The sequence below is a fragment of the Pseudomonas segetis genome (assembly GCF_900188155.1).
Classification (GTDB): Bacteria; Pseudomonadota; Gammaproteobacteria; order Pseudomonadales; family Pseudomonadaceae; genus Aquipseudomonas; species Aquipseudomonas segetis.
On sequence record NZ_FZOG01000002.1, the window covers coordinates 478,805 to 494,031 of the forward strand.

A 15,227-nucleotide genomic window follows, 5' to 3' on the forward strand; every position below is an offset into this window, starting at 1 on the left:
GGCACGGATTTCTTGAATCTCAGTTCTACCCAAGTCTAGCTAGCCGTCGAAAAATAGCACTATGCCAGCACCGCTAAATTACAGGCACAAAAAAGCCCTCGATTCGAGGGCTTAGTGTTTCGCCTGAATTATAGCTGGCGAAGGGTGATCTCTACGCGACGGTTCTGTGCACGACCTGCTTCGGTTGCGTTGCTGGCAATCGGCTGGTTCGGGCCGGCACCAAAGGCTGATATGCGATTGCTCGCCACGCCGTTTGCAGCCAGGTATGAGGCGACGCTTTGTGCACGCGCATTGGACAGGTTCTGGTTCAGCGCCAGCGAACCGGTGCTGTCGGTATGGCCGGTGATATCGATACCGTTCTTGTCGAATTCCTTGAATACGGTTACCAGTGAGTTCAGCGTTGGGTAAAAGCTGCTGGAAATATCGGAAGAGTTGCTGGCAAAGGTGATATTGCCCGGCATGATCAAGGTCAACTGGTCGCCATTACGCTGGACTTGAACCCCGGTTCCCACCAGCTTCTGGCGCAGTTGAGCTTCTTGCTTGTCAACGTAGTAGCCATAGCCACCACCGGCAGCACCGCCAACGGCAGCACCGATCAATGCACCCTTGCCGCGGTCCTTCTTGCTTGAGGTCGCGGCACCAATGACAGCACCTGTAACGGCGCCAATACCGCCATAAATACCAGCCTTGCCCGCCTCGCTTTCCCCGGTGTACGGGTTGTTCGTACATGCTGCAAGAAAAGTGGAAGCTGCAACTATCAGTGCAAAATTACGCACATTACTCATAAAGATTCCTTTGTTTCATAGGTTAAACAGGCATGTACCTGTGCCCTCAGGCTGACGACAATACCAACTCTTACTCGCCCGCTGCTAGTCGTTCGATGCTCAGGCTTTGATAAATGGGTTCTCGCGCATCTCATCACCCAGCAAGGTGTCGGAACCGTGTCCAGTCACCACTGTCGCGTCTTCATCAAGGCGATACAGGCGCTGCTTGATCGAGCGCTCGATGGTTGCGTAATCCCCACCCCACAAGTCCGTACGACCAATACCACGTCGAAATAAGGTGTCGCCGGCAATCAACAGCTTCGCCTGCGGAAACCAGAAGCTCATCGACCCTGGTGTATGCCCGGGCGTATGCAATGCAACCCCGCAACCGCAATCCAGGGCCTGGTCATCGGCCAGCCACTGATCGGGGGATGGCACTGGAACATAGGGAACACCAAACATCTTGCATTGCATTTCAAGGTTATCCCACAGGAATTGGTCTTCCTTGTGCAGATGCAGCGTCGCGCCGGTTTTCTCCTTCATCTGCCCAGAGGCCAGAAAGTGATCCAGATGCGCGTGGGTGTGAATGATGCTGACGACTTTCAATCCATGTCTATCAAGCCGAGCCATGATCTCATCGGGATTGCCACCTGGATCAACCACAATTGCCTTCTTGCTGATGGGATCACCAATGATGGTGCAGTTGCATTGCAAAGGCCCGACAGGGAATGTTTCGCGGATTAATGCTGAGTTGATGGGGTCCATGAGAGTTCCTGCTGGGTAGACCCTGCGATTCTGGCACAGAAGTTTATTTCGCCGCGAACAGAACACAGCCGGTACTTAATCGCAACAAAGTGCTTTAACGAACGAAAATCAATCAACCATAACCAACAGTGACCCAGACATAACCTTTAGTCATGGTTTGCCCCGCAAGTACTGGCACTTAAGAATCAATCACCCTCTCGGTAGGAAAAACCTTACATAAAACCCATAGTATTTTATCCACCATAGCAATAGCCCCGGTGCGAGCTGGTGGTCATCCGCTTGAGTTGAATTACATAGAATCAAAGTATGCAGACCCAAGGCTTTTTAATAAGCGTTCAGCGTGCACCACACGAAGGTTAAATCGACGGTTTGGACTATGAAACAAGTCCAATGAGCACTGAAGTTTGCTTTCCAGTTCACGGAACAAATACAGCAATGAGAAGCCTTGGAGTAAGCAGAACGCTAATAATTATTTTTGACTCACGCCCATTGCGTTGTCAGTCAACCCAATGGAGAAGCTAAAACTTACGAGCCTGTAAAGACTGCTGCTTAAGCTAGACTCTTGACTGTGCTTGGCCAAAAGTCACCGAGAAGTGCAACTACATGTATAGGTGCGCAATCTATCTCCATGGCGATCGGAAACAGAAACCGGATTCGCCCAAAGATACGATGTGTTGATTCAGCTGACTTCGATGTACGTGCCAACTCCAAGGATGAGGACTGTGGCTGATGACCAGCAGTGGAGACTCCGATCCCATCTCAATGGAAGATCAACTTGAAGGTCCCCACAGCCGTGCAACGCCGTTACTGGAAAAGATCCTGAACATGAAGTCTTAATAGTTATTAAAGTATTTAGGAAACTTATGCGCAAAATCCTGATTGTTGATGATCATCCAGTAATACGTCTAGCCGTGCGGGTACTGCTCGAACAGGAAGGCTATGAAATCGTAGGTGAAGCTGACAACGGTGTCGATGCCCTGCAATTGACCAAGGACAAGAATCCCGATGTTGTAATCCTCGACATCGGCATTCCCAGGCTGGACGGGCTACAGGTCATTTCCCGCCTGAAGGCGACAGGCGGCTCAACTCGTGTCCTGGTGCTAACCTCTCAACCCGCCAGCACCCTGGCGAACAGATGCATGCAGGTTGGCGCCGCAGGCTTTGTCAGTAAAGACCAGGATCTGGCCGGGCTCTGTAGCGCAGTCAATGCGATTTTGTCCGGCTATACCTATTTCCCCTACGGGATCTTTGGCTCGACACATGACAGCGAGCAACCCGAAAGCCAGTTACTGGAAAGCCTGTCCGACAGGGAGCTGATGGTGCTGCAATACTTAGCCAAGGGCATGACCAATAAACAGATTGCCGACATCATGTTGCTGAGTAACAAAACGGTGAGCACCTACAAGACACGCTTGCTGCAAAAGCTCGGAGCAACGTCTTTGGTTGAGTTGCTCGAATTTGCCAAGCGCAATAACGTTGCCTGAATCCGATGGCTAATTTCCTGCGCATTACCTGTGTGTTCTTGTTAAGCCTGTGCGCCCTCTCAGATGCGCATGCAGCTGAAACGACTGGAGAGTTTACGCGCCTGGAACTACTGGGCCTCTCGCAGCCAGTCTTGCATCGCACACAATTAAGCGAGGACGACTGGAACTGGCTACGCAAGAAAGAAACATTGGTACTCGGCACCTATGGCACAGACTACCCGCCTTTCAGGCTCGGCGCCGACAGTAACGAGTTTTCAGGTGTAACAGCCGATATTCTCGCGCTTATCAGCCGGGAGCTTGGAATAAAGGTCGAGGCCCATCTCTACAAAAGTCGCCAAGCTGCAGTGGAGGCACTCCAAAACGGCGAGCTGGACATGCTCAGCTCATTGGGCCCGATAGAAAGTGCGCCCGACCTCCTTAAAACCAAGCGCTACGTTAATTTAACACCCGCGTTGGTCCAGGGCACCGAAAAAGGCTGGCAGGCAACGGAGAAGAACTTATCAGGCAGCAAGATTGCCTACAATTACCTGGACATAAGTCGCTCGCAAGCTCAGGCCTTGGCACCTGGAGCAATACTCACCCCTTTTTCAAGCGACCTGGAATCCTTCTCCTCGGTTGCATTCGGCTCACAGGACGCCGTGCTCAGTAATGTTGTGTCCGCCAATTACCTGGTCAATACCTTCTACGCAAACGAGTTGAAAGTTATCCATGCCTTTTGGGGAGAGCCCCCGGATGGCGCCCGGTTTGTATTACGCAGTGATAATCAACGCCTTCTGAATATTCTCAATAATGTTATCCGCAACGGTATTTCACCCGAGCAGCGCAAGCTGATCATAAAACGCTGGAACGGTGGCGGCCTCTCGAATATCAAGATGCCAGAATTAACCCGGCTACAGAAACGCTGGGTTGCGACGCACCCGACCTTGCGCGTTGGTGTAGCTGAGAATTTTCCACCCTACTCGTATATCGGCAATGACGACCACTACTACGGGATCACGTCCGATCTACTCACACTGATCCAGACACAAACCGATCTGGAAATAGAGATCATTCGCTTTGCCAAGCTCGATGACATGATCGAAGCATTGATCAATGGCAAAGTCGACATGCTTGCCGATATCTCTCCATCGGATCAAAGGCGCGACTGGATGACATTCAGCCGATCCTACCTACCGACGCCCTACGCGCTTGTCAGCCCGGTAAGCCAACAAAGGATTCTGTCCCTCGATAAAACAAGCAATAAACGTATCGCAATCGCCGATGAGCATGCATTGATACCCTTCTTGCGCGAGCAGTACCCAAATCTGAAGCTGGTCGAAGCCACCGACACACCAGATGCCTTTGCCATGGTGGCTGCCGGCGAAGCGGATTTCACCATCCAGCCCTTGTTTGTTGCCCGCTACTACCTCGCGCGGTTCTATCAAAAACAGCTGCACATCAGCATGACGTTAACCAAGCCATTATCGGCTGCATCCTTTGCCTTGCGCCGCGGAGACCGACAGCTCCAAGAGATCATCAACAGTGCGCTGGTCGAAATCTCGCCAGATGAATATGGCGCGCTGATCAATCGCTGGCGCAGCCGAGTCGTGTTGTCCCCTCCTTCTTGGCGCAACTACAAACCCCTGATCTATCAAGCAATAACCGCTGCGGTTATCGTGCTGATGATTTTTCTCGGCTGGAATTTCTATCTACGTAATCAGATACGCAAGCGCAAGGCGGCTGAGCGCGAGCTCAGTGAACAGATACAGTTCATGGAGCTGCTTATCAACGGTACGCCTCACCCGATCTATGTCCGGGACCTGGACATGAGCGTTCGCATCTGTAACGACAGCTATCTGCAAGCATTGGGCGCCTCCAGAGAAGACGTTATTGGCCATGCAGACCTCAGGCACTTTTCCCCCGAAGATGCCCAGGCCATTATGCGCGATCATCACCAGGTCATCACTGAGCGTGAACCGGTAATTGTTGACCGAAAGATCACACTCAATGGCGAGCCCAGGGTTATTTATCACTGGAAACTCCCCTACGTTGACCGCAAGGGAGTCGTGCGGGGAATCATCGGTGGTTGGGTCGATATCAGTGACCGACGCGCCTTGATCGAGCAGCTACGTGCGGCCAAGGACCAGGCAGATAAAGCGAATCGAACCAAAACCACCTTCCTGGCCACCATGAGCCACGAGATTCGCACCCCGCTCAATGCCGTGATCGGCATGCTCGAACTGGCCTTGAAACGTGAAACCAATGCACCAGCAGATCATGCATCACTGGAGGTGGCCTATAACTCAGCCCGAGGCTTGCTGGAGCTGATTGGAGACATCCTGGATGTGGCCCACATTGAGTCCGGACACCTGAGTATTCACCCGGAACGCGCCGACCTCAGACAAATAGCCGAAGGTGTGGTCAGGGTCTTCGAAGGGTTGGCAAGACAAAAATCGCTTGAGCTGCGCCTCGAACTAGAGGGCGCCCTCGATGAACAAGTACTGCTTGACCCGCTGCGCTTCAGGCAGGTGTTGTCAAACCTTGTCAGCAACGCAATCAAGTTCACTGCGCGAGGCCATGTCTTACTCAAGCTGGTCGGTACCGCACTGGATGACGACTACTTGCAATTGCGGGTCGAAGTATCAGATACAGGGATAGGTATCTCCCCCAAAAATCAGAAAACCTTGTTCCAACCCTTCGTTCAGGTACATGAAACCTCAGGCGGCAGCGGCTTGGGATTGATGATTTGTCGAAATCTTGTCGAGATGATGGGAGGCAGCCTTGAGTTGGAAAGCCAGGAAGGCATGGGAACCTGCGTCAGCGTGTCACTAAAGCTCTTGTGCTTGGAGCCGGTGCAATCCAGCGTTACTTTATCCCCACCCGAGCATGCCCCCAGACAGGCGCTGCCCAAGCTCAAGATATTGGTGGTCGATGACCATCCGGCCAACCGCATGCTCCTGGCCCAGCAAATGGAGTTTCTCGGGCAGCAGGTAGAGTGCGCCGTGGATGGTGAAAACGCCTTTGCGCTTTGGCAGTCGCAACACTTCGACCTTGTTATCACCGACTGCAACATGCCTGTCATGAACGGCTATACCCTGAGCCGGACCATTCGCAGCAAGGAGCAGATGCAAGGTGCAACCCCCTGCACGATCCTGGGCTTCACGGCCAATGCACAACCTGAAATGCTTCAGCTTTGCATCGACGCCGGCATGAACGGCTGCCTGTTCAAACCGGTCGAACTTGATGACCTGGTCAATGCGCTGACTGAAGTAACACCTACCGAGCCTGTGGCCCGGGAAGTGCCATTTGACCAGGAGGCTCTCGAGCGCATATCCGGAGGCAACAAGGCCGTCAGCATCCGACTGCTTGATCAGATAAAGATCACTGTCGCAGAGGATCTTTCCAAGCTCGAGCATCTGTTAGAAAGCGCAGATCTGAATGCACTTTCGGAACTCGCGCATCGCATCAAGGGTGCGGCGGCAATCATCCGGGCAAATGAGCTAATCAACAGCTGTGTGGCCGTGGAACAGGCATGCAATGATGGCGATACACTCCAGGCCCAGGAACAGGCGCAACGAATGGCCAGCGCCTTGCGAGCGCTGGAGCAAGCCATTGAACAAACGAACCTTGGGCATGAAGCCACTTAGATAAACAGCACAGAGGTCACGCCATGCGGGCGCAACCTCTGTGTCGGGTTAGTGATCGGACTCAATAACAGGCAGGGCATAAAGCTTGAGCAGAGACTCATCGGCAGCACTTGGAGCACCAAGGTACTTGCGATAGGTCTTGAGCAAGTCACCTGACTCACTCATCTCGCTGATCACCGTATCAACCAGCAACCGGAAGTCCTCATCACCGCGCTCAAGCACCATGCTCACCGGCGCTCGCTCGTAGATATTGCCCAGCACCCGGACACTGTTGCTGTGCGCAGATTTATGAGCGTAGCTGGTGAGCAGGATCCGGTCGGAGATGAACGCCGAAGCTTCGCCATCAGCCACGGCCTGGATGCCCTGCTCATGATTGTCGACGGTAACCAATTTGGCGACCAATCCCAATTTGTTCATTTGCTGGCGAATCCAATCGAGGGTGACCCCGCCTTTGATCACCGCGAAGGTATGGGTTGCAATACCGCGATTTATGGTCGCCCGCCAGGTAGGTCCGGTGTGTCCTTCCTTGCCTTGGAGAATTCTCACCAAGCGTTCTGGTGCATCATCACGGACCAGCGCAGCAAGGCCAGCGGTGTAGATCGGCAACGAATAACTGATCTGTTTACGCCGGGCAAGTGTTTGCGGCAGCGGCGTGCATAGAATATCGACATCACCTGTGCTGACTGCCTTGACGGCATGATCATCGCCAACAGCCTGGAAGTTTAATCGCAGTTCGGGAAGCTCAAGTTGTTGCTTGACCCGCGCTGCAATATTGCGACAAATATCTATGGCGTAGCCGTCCACCTTGTCGCCTTGCTTGCTGCTAAAGGGCTCGACATCCGGCAAATAGCCCATCGTTATCTCACCACTACTGCGCACCCGATCGAGCGTTGCAGCAGTTGCCGACACGGGCAAGCTGATAGCCAGAGCAAACGCACAACCGAGTAGTCTTTTGGTATGTTTCATATTCATTTCCTAATCCCTTGATTCCTGATGTCCGAAGCGTTGCAGGCAGCACGACTATGGGCTGGTGGGCTGGCTTGCAGGTTCATCGACAAACCGCTTGGCAATAAAGCCGTACATCAGGTAACCAATCGCCATGACAATCATGGCACCAAATACCGCGTCTTTACCGGAGGCGTAGAGGGCGTAGAAGGAATAAAGCATTGCAACCAGCAAGATCACCACATTGCGCCTAAATACCCCGACACTCACCTTGGCCTTGTACATGATGACCAATAAGGCAGAAAGCGAGGTGACGTAGGGAATCAGGTTGGTGACGGCCGCCAGATTAACCAGTTTGCTGAACTGCTCGCTGGCATTTGGCGAAATGGTTGATACCGCCATCAGGGTTTGCAGGATGCCGCACACGACCATGCCGATCACCGGCGCATTGTGCTTGGTCACGCGGGAAAACAGCTTGGGAAACATACGTTGGTCTGCCGTAACCTTTGCCGTCTGGGCCAAAGTAAACTGCCAACCCAAGAGCGAACCCACGCAGGCCATCACAGCGAGCCCCATGATGACCTGCCCTACCAGAGGGTTGAACATCTGGGCATAAACGGCGGCGAATGGCGCACTGGAGTTTGCCAACTCAGCATTGGGCACAATGCCCTGAATCACCGTGGTCGACAGGATATACACCACGGCCGCGCCCAAGGTACCAAACAGGCACGCCAAGGGTACGTTGCGCTTGGGATCTTCAACTGCGTCGGAGTTCTGGGCCGCGGACTCCATCCCCAGGAACGCCCACAGGGTCAGGGGAATGCTCTGGCCAATCGCATCACTCAAGGCCAGGTTGTGCGGATTCCATGCAGCCACCAGTACATCTGGCTTGAACCAGAACCAACCAATGACACTGAGTCCTGCTACGGGAATGATCACACCCCACACGGTGATGGCGCCAATTTTCCCAGTGATCTGCGGCCCACCGAAGTTTGCCGCAGTGGTCAACCAGATCAAACCCACGGTACCGATGAACAGCGGGATCGCACCGCTACCCAGCCATGGGAAAAACGGTGTCAGGTAACCCACAGCCGAGATGCCAATGGCCACGTTACCAATTGCCAACGAGAGGAAGTATAAAAACGAGCAAAGGAAAAATGCCGACTTGCCATGGGCCTCCTCACTGTAGGCAGACATCCCCCCGGAACGGTGACAAAAGATGCCACACTGGGCAAAGCAGTAAGCAATGGCCATCGACCCGACAGCGGTAATAATCCATGACAACAATGACACTGCACCCAACTGGGCCATACTCGAAGGCAGCATGATGATGCCCGAGCCCATCATATTGACCGAGACCAGGGTGGTAAGCCCCATCAGGCCCATTTTCTTTGTTTGCGCCATAAAAGGCTCCTTGTACTAGACGGCAATATATTTCACGAACCCCGTGCAGAATTAGGTCTTGACCACGTACACCATGTAGGTGAGATCACCGTCAGCGCTTCGCTCTATCTCAACCCCGTGGTTATCATGCTCGAACCCCGGGAAATGGCCGTCGAAAAGCTCCATCGCCAGCAGATAATCGATGATTGCGCGCTTATCCGCCCCTGCTTTTTCTCCCGGCATCATCAGCGGAATACCTGGCGGATAAGGCACGATCTGCACCGCCACGGTACGCCCAAGCAAATCGCGTACAGGAATCTGCTCGATTTGCCCTTTTACCAACTGGCTGTAGGTCGCCCGTGGAGAACTGACCTGATCCGGTAGCAGGGTGAACGCAGCATCCATGTTGTGCAGCAGCTTCGAAGCGAGCATCTCGGCATGCATTTGATCGGCCAGGTCTTTAAGGCCCATGCCGCTGTAACGCTCGGGATAGCTATCGAGCAAGTCAGGCATGACCTGCTCCAACGTCGTGTTGCGGTCATAATGCTTTTTAAATTCCATGAGGCCTGCGACCAACGAGCCCCACTTGCCCTTGGTGATGCCAATGCTGAACAGCAAGAGAATTGAATAAGGTTCTGTTTTCTCGACCACGATGCCGCGACTGGAGAGAAAGGACGAAACCAGCGGTGCCGGAATACCGGCCTCTTGCATCTCCCCCTCAAGGCTTTGCCCAGGCGTAAGGATGGTGACCTTGATTGGATCAAGCATGCAGTAATCGGCACCCAAATCACCAAAGCCATGCCAGCTATCCTCCGGTTTGAGCACCCAGGATTGGCCTTTGCGCAACTGCTCGACGGGCACATCGACAAAGGGCACGCCGCCAATCTGGTCAGGCTGCCAGACACCGAACCACCAGTCGCCTGAATCGCGCTGGTTGATTTCATTGCCAAGCCTGACCATCGCCTGGCGAAAGGCAATTGCCTCGCCAATCGACTCATCGGTCAGGTACTCGCCGGAATCATCCATCATTTTCGCCGACACATCGGTCGAGGCGATGATGCTGTATTGCGGCGAGGTGGAGGTATGCATCATGAAAGCTTCGTTGAACAGTTCAGGCCTGACTGGCACCTTGCCGGAACGAATATGAATCATGGATGCCTGGGACAATGCCGCCAGCAACTTGTGCGTCGAATGGGTGACAGTCACAGTGGCGTCATCGGCGTGGCGCTGCCCCCGATGCATGCCGTAGCGGCCTTCGTACAAGGGGTTGAAACGCGCGTAAGCGTACCATGCCTCGTCATAATGGATGCGGTCAACGCTCTTGCTCAACTCGCGCGTGGTGGTTTGCACGTTGTAACAAAGGCCGTCATAGGTCGAGTTAGTGAGTACCGCCAATACCGGCTTGAGTTTCTTGTCGGCGAGCAAAGGGCTGTCTGCAATTTTTGTTGCGATGACTTGCGGGCTCATTTCCGACTGCGGAACAGGTCCGATCAGACCTCGTGCATTACGCCGTGGGCGCAAGTACAAGGGCACCGCACCAGTCATGTTCAACGCATAGTTGAGAGACTTGTGACAGTTGCGGTCGACCAGCACCGGATCTGAATCAGTCACAGCAGAATGCAGCACAATCTCGTTACTGGCCGAACTCCCGCCGACCGAAAAGAAACTGTAGTCCGAACCGAAAATTCGCGCGGCATTGCGCTCGGCCTCAAGCACAGGGCCAGAATGATCATTCAATGACCCCAGCTCGCCCACCGACACACTGAGGTCTGAACGGAGCATTTCCTCACCATAAAAGTCGAGAAAGCTACGCCCTACCGCAGTTTTCATAAAAGCAGTTCCCCCTGTGTGACCAGGGGTATGCCAGGAGTATTCATGGGTGCCGGAGAAGTTGACCAAGGCCCCGAAAAACGGCGGCAATATGCTGTCGAGATACCGCTTGGAAGCGGCAGCAATACGCCCGGCAATAAATGCGGGGCTGTCTTCCGGATGCCAGATGAAGCCGTCGATCTGCTCAAAAAACTCTAGCGGCGCCTGCTTATGCTTGGACTTGCTCATGGCAACAATAATCGGCAACTGCGCAGTGCGTTTGCGGATTAACTCAATGATGTCCATGGCCTTGGCCATGTCTTGCTCGCACAACCCCCAACCGAGAATGACGCAGCTGTAGGCCGGGCTTGCAAGCAAGGCAACTTCACCATCCTCAAGGCTGGTTGCGGTCTCAAAACCCAGGTCATAGGCACCTAATGCCTCGCCGATTTCCAAAGCGCTGCGCAGCATTGCACTGCCCGCTTGCTCCTGTATCTGAGAAATAATCAACACGGGATACTGCTCTGCAAGTTGTCCTGGCAGAGGCTGTTTACGATTGGCCATTTACGCTCACTCCATTAGGCGTGTTAAAGACAGCTAGAGGCTTACTTGAGGCACCAGAAGTGGTAGTCACCGTCCTTGTGCACTGCGCCCTCGACTTCTTTCTCAAAGCCGGGAAAATGATTTCCCCAGTCTTGCAGTGCCTGGATATAACGAATCCAAGGACCATCGAGCGGGCCCAGGTTTTCCCCCGGCATCACAATTGGAATACCCGGTGGATAAGGCATGATGCCAACACCAGTCACCCGATTGGCAGCCTGGGCCAGAGGCAACAATTCCGCCTCACCGGCCTGCAGCGCCTGAAACGCAGCACGCGGCGTGGTTTCAATCTTGGGCAAGGAACCAAATGCTGAGGCCTGCAGGTCGTCCATGCGGCTGTTGCGCATAAACTCAAACATCTCTTGACTCAGGTCGCGCAGCCCCATGCCGCTATAGCGCTCAGGTGCCTGAGCAACCAGCTCTGGCAACACTTGCGCCAAGGGAAGGTTGTTATCGTAATCACGCTTGAATGCCAGTAATACGCTGATCAAGGTGCCCCACTTTCCCTTGGTCACACCAATGCTGAACAGGCACAGCACCATAAAGTCGGTAATGCGCGAAGGCACGATATTCTTACGATAGAAATAGGCCCCTAGAACGGGAGCCGGAATCCCTTCGGCCAATAACCTGCCATCGGTGCCCATACCCGGAACCATGATTCCGACCTTTATCGGATCGAGCATGCACCAGCTATCTTCAAGCCCTTCAAAACCGTGCCACTGCGCACCAGGCTCCAGGGTCCAGCAACTCTGATCCGTGGCCAATTGCTCGGCGTCGGCATCGGCAAAGTCAACCAGTTCACCGGTCTTGGCATCTTTGACCTGTGGGGCATTCCAGGGCTCGAAAAACCAATCGCCACGCTCGGCAAATTCACGGTGGGTGCGGGCAAGCGCCTGCCGGAAATCAACCGCTTCGCGAATGGTGTCCTGGGTCAGTGAATAACCGCCATTGCCGTCCATCATCGCCGCCCCGACTTCATTAGAAGCGAACAATGCGTACATCGGCGAAGTAGTGGCCTGGATTACGAAGGACTCATTGAACCGGCTGTGCTCAATCGGGTTGCGGCCATTGCGAACATGGATGAAAGACGACTGAGATAATGCTGCAAGCAGCTTGTGGGTTGAATGGGTTGCGAATACTGTCGGCTGATCTGGCTGATGGTCTTTGGCCTCGCCCCGCATGGCAAAGCGACCTTCGTACATGGGGTTAAAGCGTGCGTACCCGTACCAGGCTTCGTCAAAGTGAATACGATCCACATTCTGCGCCAACATGTCTTCGGCCTTTTCGACGTTCAGGCACATGCCGTCGTAAGTACAGTTAGTGACCACCGCATACACCGCCTTACTACCTTTGGCCTGCGCTGCCAGAGGATGGCAGGCAATCGCAGCATTGATTCGCTCGGGCTCAAATTGCGCAGGCAATAGCGGACCTATGATGCCGTAGCGGTTACGTGTAGGCGTCATGTAAATCGGCAAGCCACCGGTCAGAACCAGGCCCTGTTCAATTGATTTATGGCAGTTGCGATCACACAACGCATATTGGTTCTCACCTACGCACGCCATGAAGATGGTGCGGTTTGAACCTGATGTACCGTTAAGCACAGCGTAGCTGGCATGGGCCCCAAACACCCGCGCGCAATAGGCTTCAGACTCCCCGACCGGACCGCTGTGATCCAGCACTGAACCCAGGTTGCCGCGCTCGATACCACTGTCGGCACGAAACAGGTTTTCACCAAAGAAGTCGAAAAACACCCGGCCAATTGGTGACTTGGTAAAAGCAATGCCGCCCTGATGACCGGGCGCCGCCCAGGAATGCTCGTCCTTGACCGTGTAGCGCAGCAATGCATCAGTGAACGGCGGCAGCAGATGTTCAAGATAACGATTGATCGCGGCTACCACTCGGCCGGCGATAAAGGGTGCGGTGTCTTCAAGCATCCAGACAAACTCATCGGCCAACTCCATCGCCTCGACGGTAATACTTTTCTTGGCATCGCGATCAGCCATCAAGAAAACCGGGGCACGCTCGTGACGCTGGCGAACAGCGCGCAGTAATTCCAAAGCTTGGATGTGGCTGGCGGTATCGTTTTGTCCCAGGGTCCAGTCGACACAAAAGCAGTGCAAGGCAGCATCAGATGTAACGCAGGCCAAGCCGTCCTCATAAGACGTTGCCAATACCAGTTCGGCATTACGACCACTGAGTTCTTCTTCAAGCTCGGTCAATACCCGACCGCGGGCGCTGTTTGGATTGCCCAAATCATCATCGACGACCAAGACACGCATCATCAATTTTTTATTGGTTCTTCCAATCATTCTGGCCATCCTTGTCTGTATCTGTTCAGTTTGAAAGCAACGATTCAATCATCAAAACGCCCAGTCTCGACTGATAAAAATCAAAACTTTCGGCTAGTTGAAAAAAACAGCGTAGGACAAGTTTCTAATACTTGCTGAATAACTCTTATTCGTTATTGACCGACTAAATATGCACCAGCAAAAGCCACTGCCACAGATGCCAGCAATTGCGCCGTACAGGCCGATATCGCCAAGTGACACTGCTTTTAGATGAAAGAACAAACGCGCTAGAAAACCGACAAACGGTATAGATGGTTATCCATCCCAGCATTGGATATTGAGCATAAAATGTACGCACAACACGTCAAGAACAGTGTTTTCAGCGATAGGCACTGGGCAGTTTTCCGGTCCATTTCTTGAAGGCCCGGCGAAAATTTGAAGGATCATTGAAACCCAATAAATATGCGATTTCGTATAGCGGCAGGTGCGTAGATGTCAGGTACTGGAGCGCCAAGCCACGGCGCACATCATCAAGTACTTGTTGGTAGCTGGTGCCCATATTGGAGAGGTGCCGACGCAAGGTTCGAGTGCTGGTGTTCAAGGCTTTGGCAGCGCTTGCCAGATCCGGAAAATCACCAGGACGGGCGAGCAATAAACGCCGCACCCGAGTCAGCAATCGATCTTCAACAGCCAGGGTAGAAAGCAATACTTCACATTGCTGCTCGCACATCTGAACCGTAGCAGGATTAGCCAAGGCCATCGGTTTATCCAGGTAGGCCATAGGCATGCTCAGGGAGTGGTAGGGTTGCTCGAATTTTGCGCCCACACCAAACACCTGCTCATAGCGATCCGCATAATCCGGCGCGCCATAACTGAAGCCCACTTCAATATGCTTTAGCGGCTCACCGACTAGAAAAGCTGCAATGGTGAACAAGCTGGCGAGCAGACCTTCTGCCGCAAAACGATTGAGATTACCCAGCGGCATGCTTTCCCTGGCTCGCAGCTCAACCCGGTCAGCCAACTCGATAAGCTCAAGTTCGAAACTGATGCCGAGCACCCGGTAATACTTCAACGCAAATTGAATCGCCTTATCGAGATTGGCACTGGCCAGCACGGCGTAGCCCAGGATTCCATGTGTCGAGACATTCAAGCGCTGGCCAAGCAATAACCCCAATGCAGGCTCATTGCAGAGCTCTAATGCACTGATTGCAAGCAGGTTGAAATCAACAAGGGACAAGCGCCCGTTAGGGTTATCCAGAACCTGCGGGCGAACATTGGCATGGGCATAAACCTGCTCCCGGTTGACGCCTAGCTCGTTCAATAACTCAAGCAGCGCCTCTGCATAGGCGACAGGCACCAGTTCTGCATTGAAGTTCAAGGTTGGCCCTTCCCTTTCTTTTTGTGTTTGGCCAGATATGACCACAGACCAAATCAGCTTTTCAATGCATTGTTGACCAGGGCACAGCAAGTCCGCAATGGCCATATATGACCTGAATATTGGCAGTTGATAACCTTTTCTAATAGTCATCGGCCACTCATAGTGATGCTCTAGAAGAATTAAAA

Annotated in this window: 9 protein-coding genes; 2 read left to right on the plus strand and 7 right to left on the minus strand. The window is 53.4% G+C overall.

Annotation, left to right across the window (positions count from 1 at the left end; all coding sequences use genetic code 11):
• Positions 1-128: 128 nt before the first annotated feature.
• Entirely contained in the window at positions 129-785 is a 657-nt protein-coding gene (locus tag CHB79_RS08085; RefSeq protein ID WP_010486367.1) for a YiaD family glycine zipper/OmpA-like lipoprotein, read from the minus strand.
• Positions 786-884: 99 nt separating this feature from the next.
• Positions 885-1,529 (minus strand): MBL fold metallo-hydrolase, encoded by a 645-nt coding sequence (locus CHB79_RS08090; protein ID WP_089359516.1) that lies wholly within the window; start codon positions 1,527-1,529, stop codon positions 885-887.
• A gap of 863 nt (positions 1,530-2,392) precedes the next feature.
• Between CHB79_RS08090 and CHB79_RS08095 the strand changes: the two genes are divergently transcribed.
• On the plus strand, positions 2,393-3,013 hold the full coding sequence (locus tag CHB79_RS08095; RefSeq protein WP_089359517.1) for a response regulator transcription factor: 621 nt from the start codon (positions 2,393-2,395) through the stop codon (positions 3,011-3,013).
• Positions 3,014-3,018: 5 nt separating this feature from the next.
• The gene (locus tag CHB79_RS08100; protein ID WP_089359518.1) at positions 3,019-6,639 is read left to right on the plus strand and encodes a transporter substrate-binding domain-containing protein; all 3,621 of its coding nucleotides are present in this window, start codon (positions 3,019-3,021) and stop codon (positions 6,637-6,639) included.
• Between the two features lie 48 nt (positions 6,640-6,687).
• Here CHB79_RS08100 and CHB79_RS08105 read toward each other — a convergent pair whose 3' ends face one another.
• The 5 genes from CHB79_RS08105 to CHB79_RS08125 all read right to left on the minus strand — a co-directional run bounded on the left by CHB79_RS08105 (position 6,688) and on the right by CHB79_RS08125 (position 15,147).
• Positions 6,688-7,605, minus strand: a complete 918-nt coding sequence (locus tag CHB79_RS08105; protein ID WP_089359519.1) for an amino acid ABC transporter substrate-binding protein — start codon at positions 7,603-7,605, stop codon at positions 6,688-6,690.
• A gap of 54 nt (positions 7,606-7,659) precedes the next feature.
• Positions 7,660-8,988 carry a putrescine-ornithine antiporter gene (gene potE / locus CHB79_RS08110; RefSeq protein ID WP_010486356.1) on the minus strand — a complete coding sequence of 443 codons (1,329 nt, stop codon included), beginning with the start codon at positions 8,986-8,988 and terminating at the stop codon, positions 7,660-7,662.
• Between the two features lie 51 nt (positions 8,989-9,039).
• Positions 9,040-11,340 (minus strand): Orn/Lys/Arg family decarboxylase, encoded by a 2,301-nt coding sequence (locus CHB79_RS08115; protein WP_089359520.1) that lies wholly within the window; start codon positions 11,338-11,340, stop codon positions 9,040-9,042.
• Between the two features lie 41 nt (positions 11,341-11,381).
• Entirely contained in the window at positions 11,382-13,685 is a 2,304-nt protein-coding gene (locus CHB79_RS08120; protein WP_089359521.1) for an Orn/Lys/Arg family decarboxylase, read from the minus strand.
• A gap of 358 nt (positions 13,686-14,043) precedes the next feature.
• Positions 14,044-15,147 (minus strand): AraC family transcriptional regulator, encoded by a 1,104-nt coding sequence (locus tag CHB79_RS08125; protein WP_245851439.1) that lies wholly within the window; start codon positions 15,145-15,147, stop codon positions 14,044-14,046.
• Between the last annotated feature and the right edge of the window lie 80 nt (positions 15,148-15,227).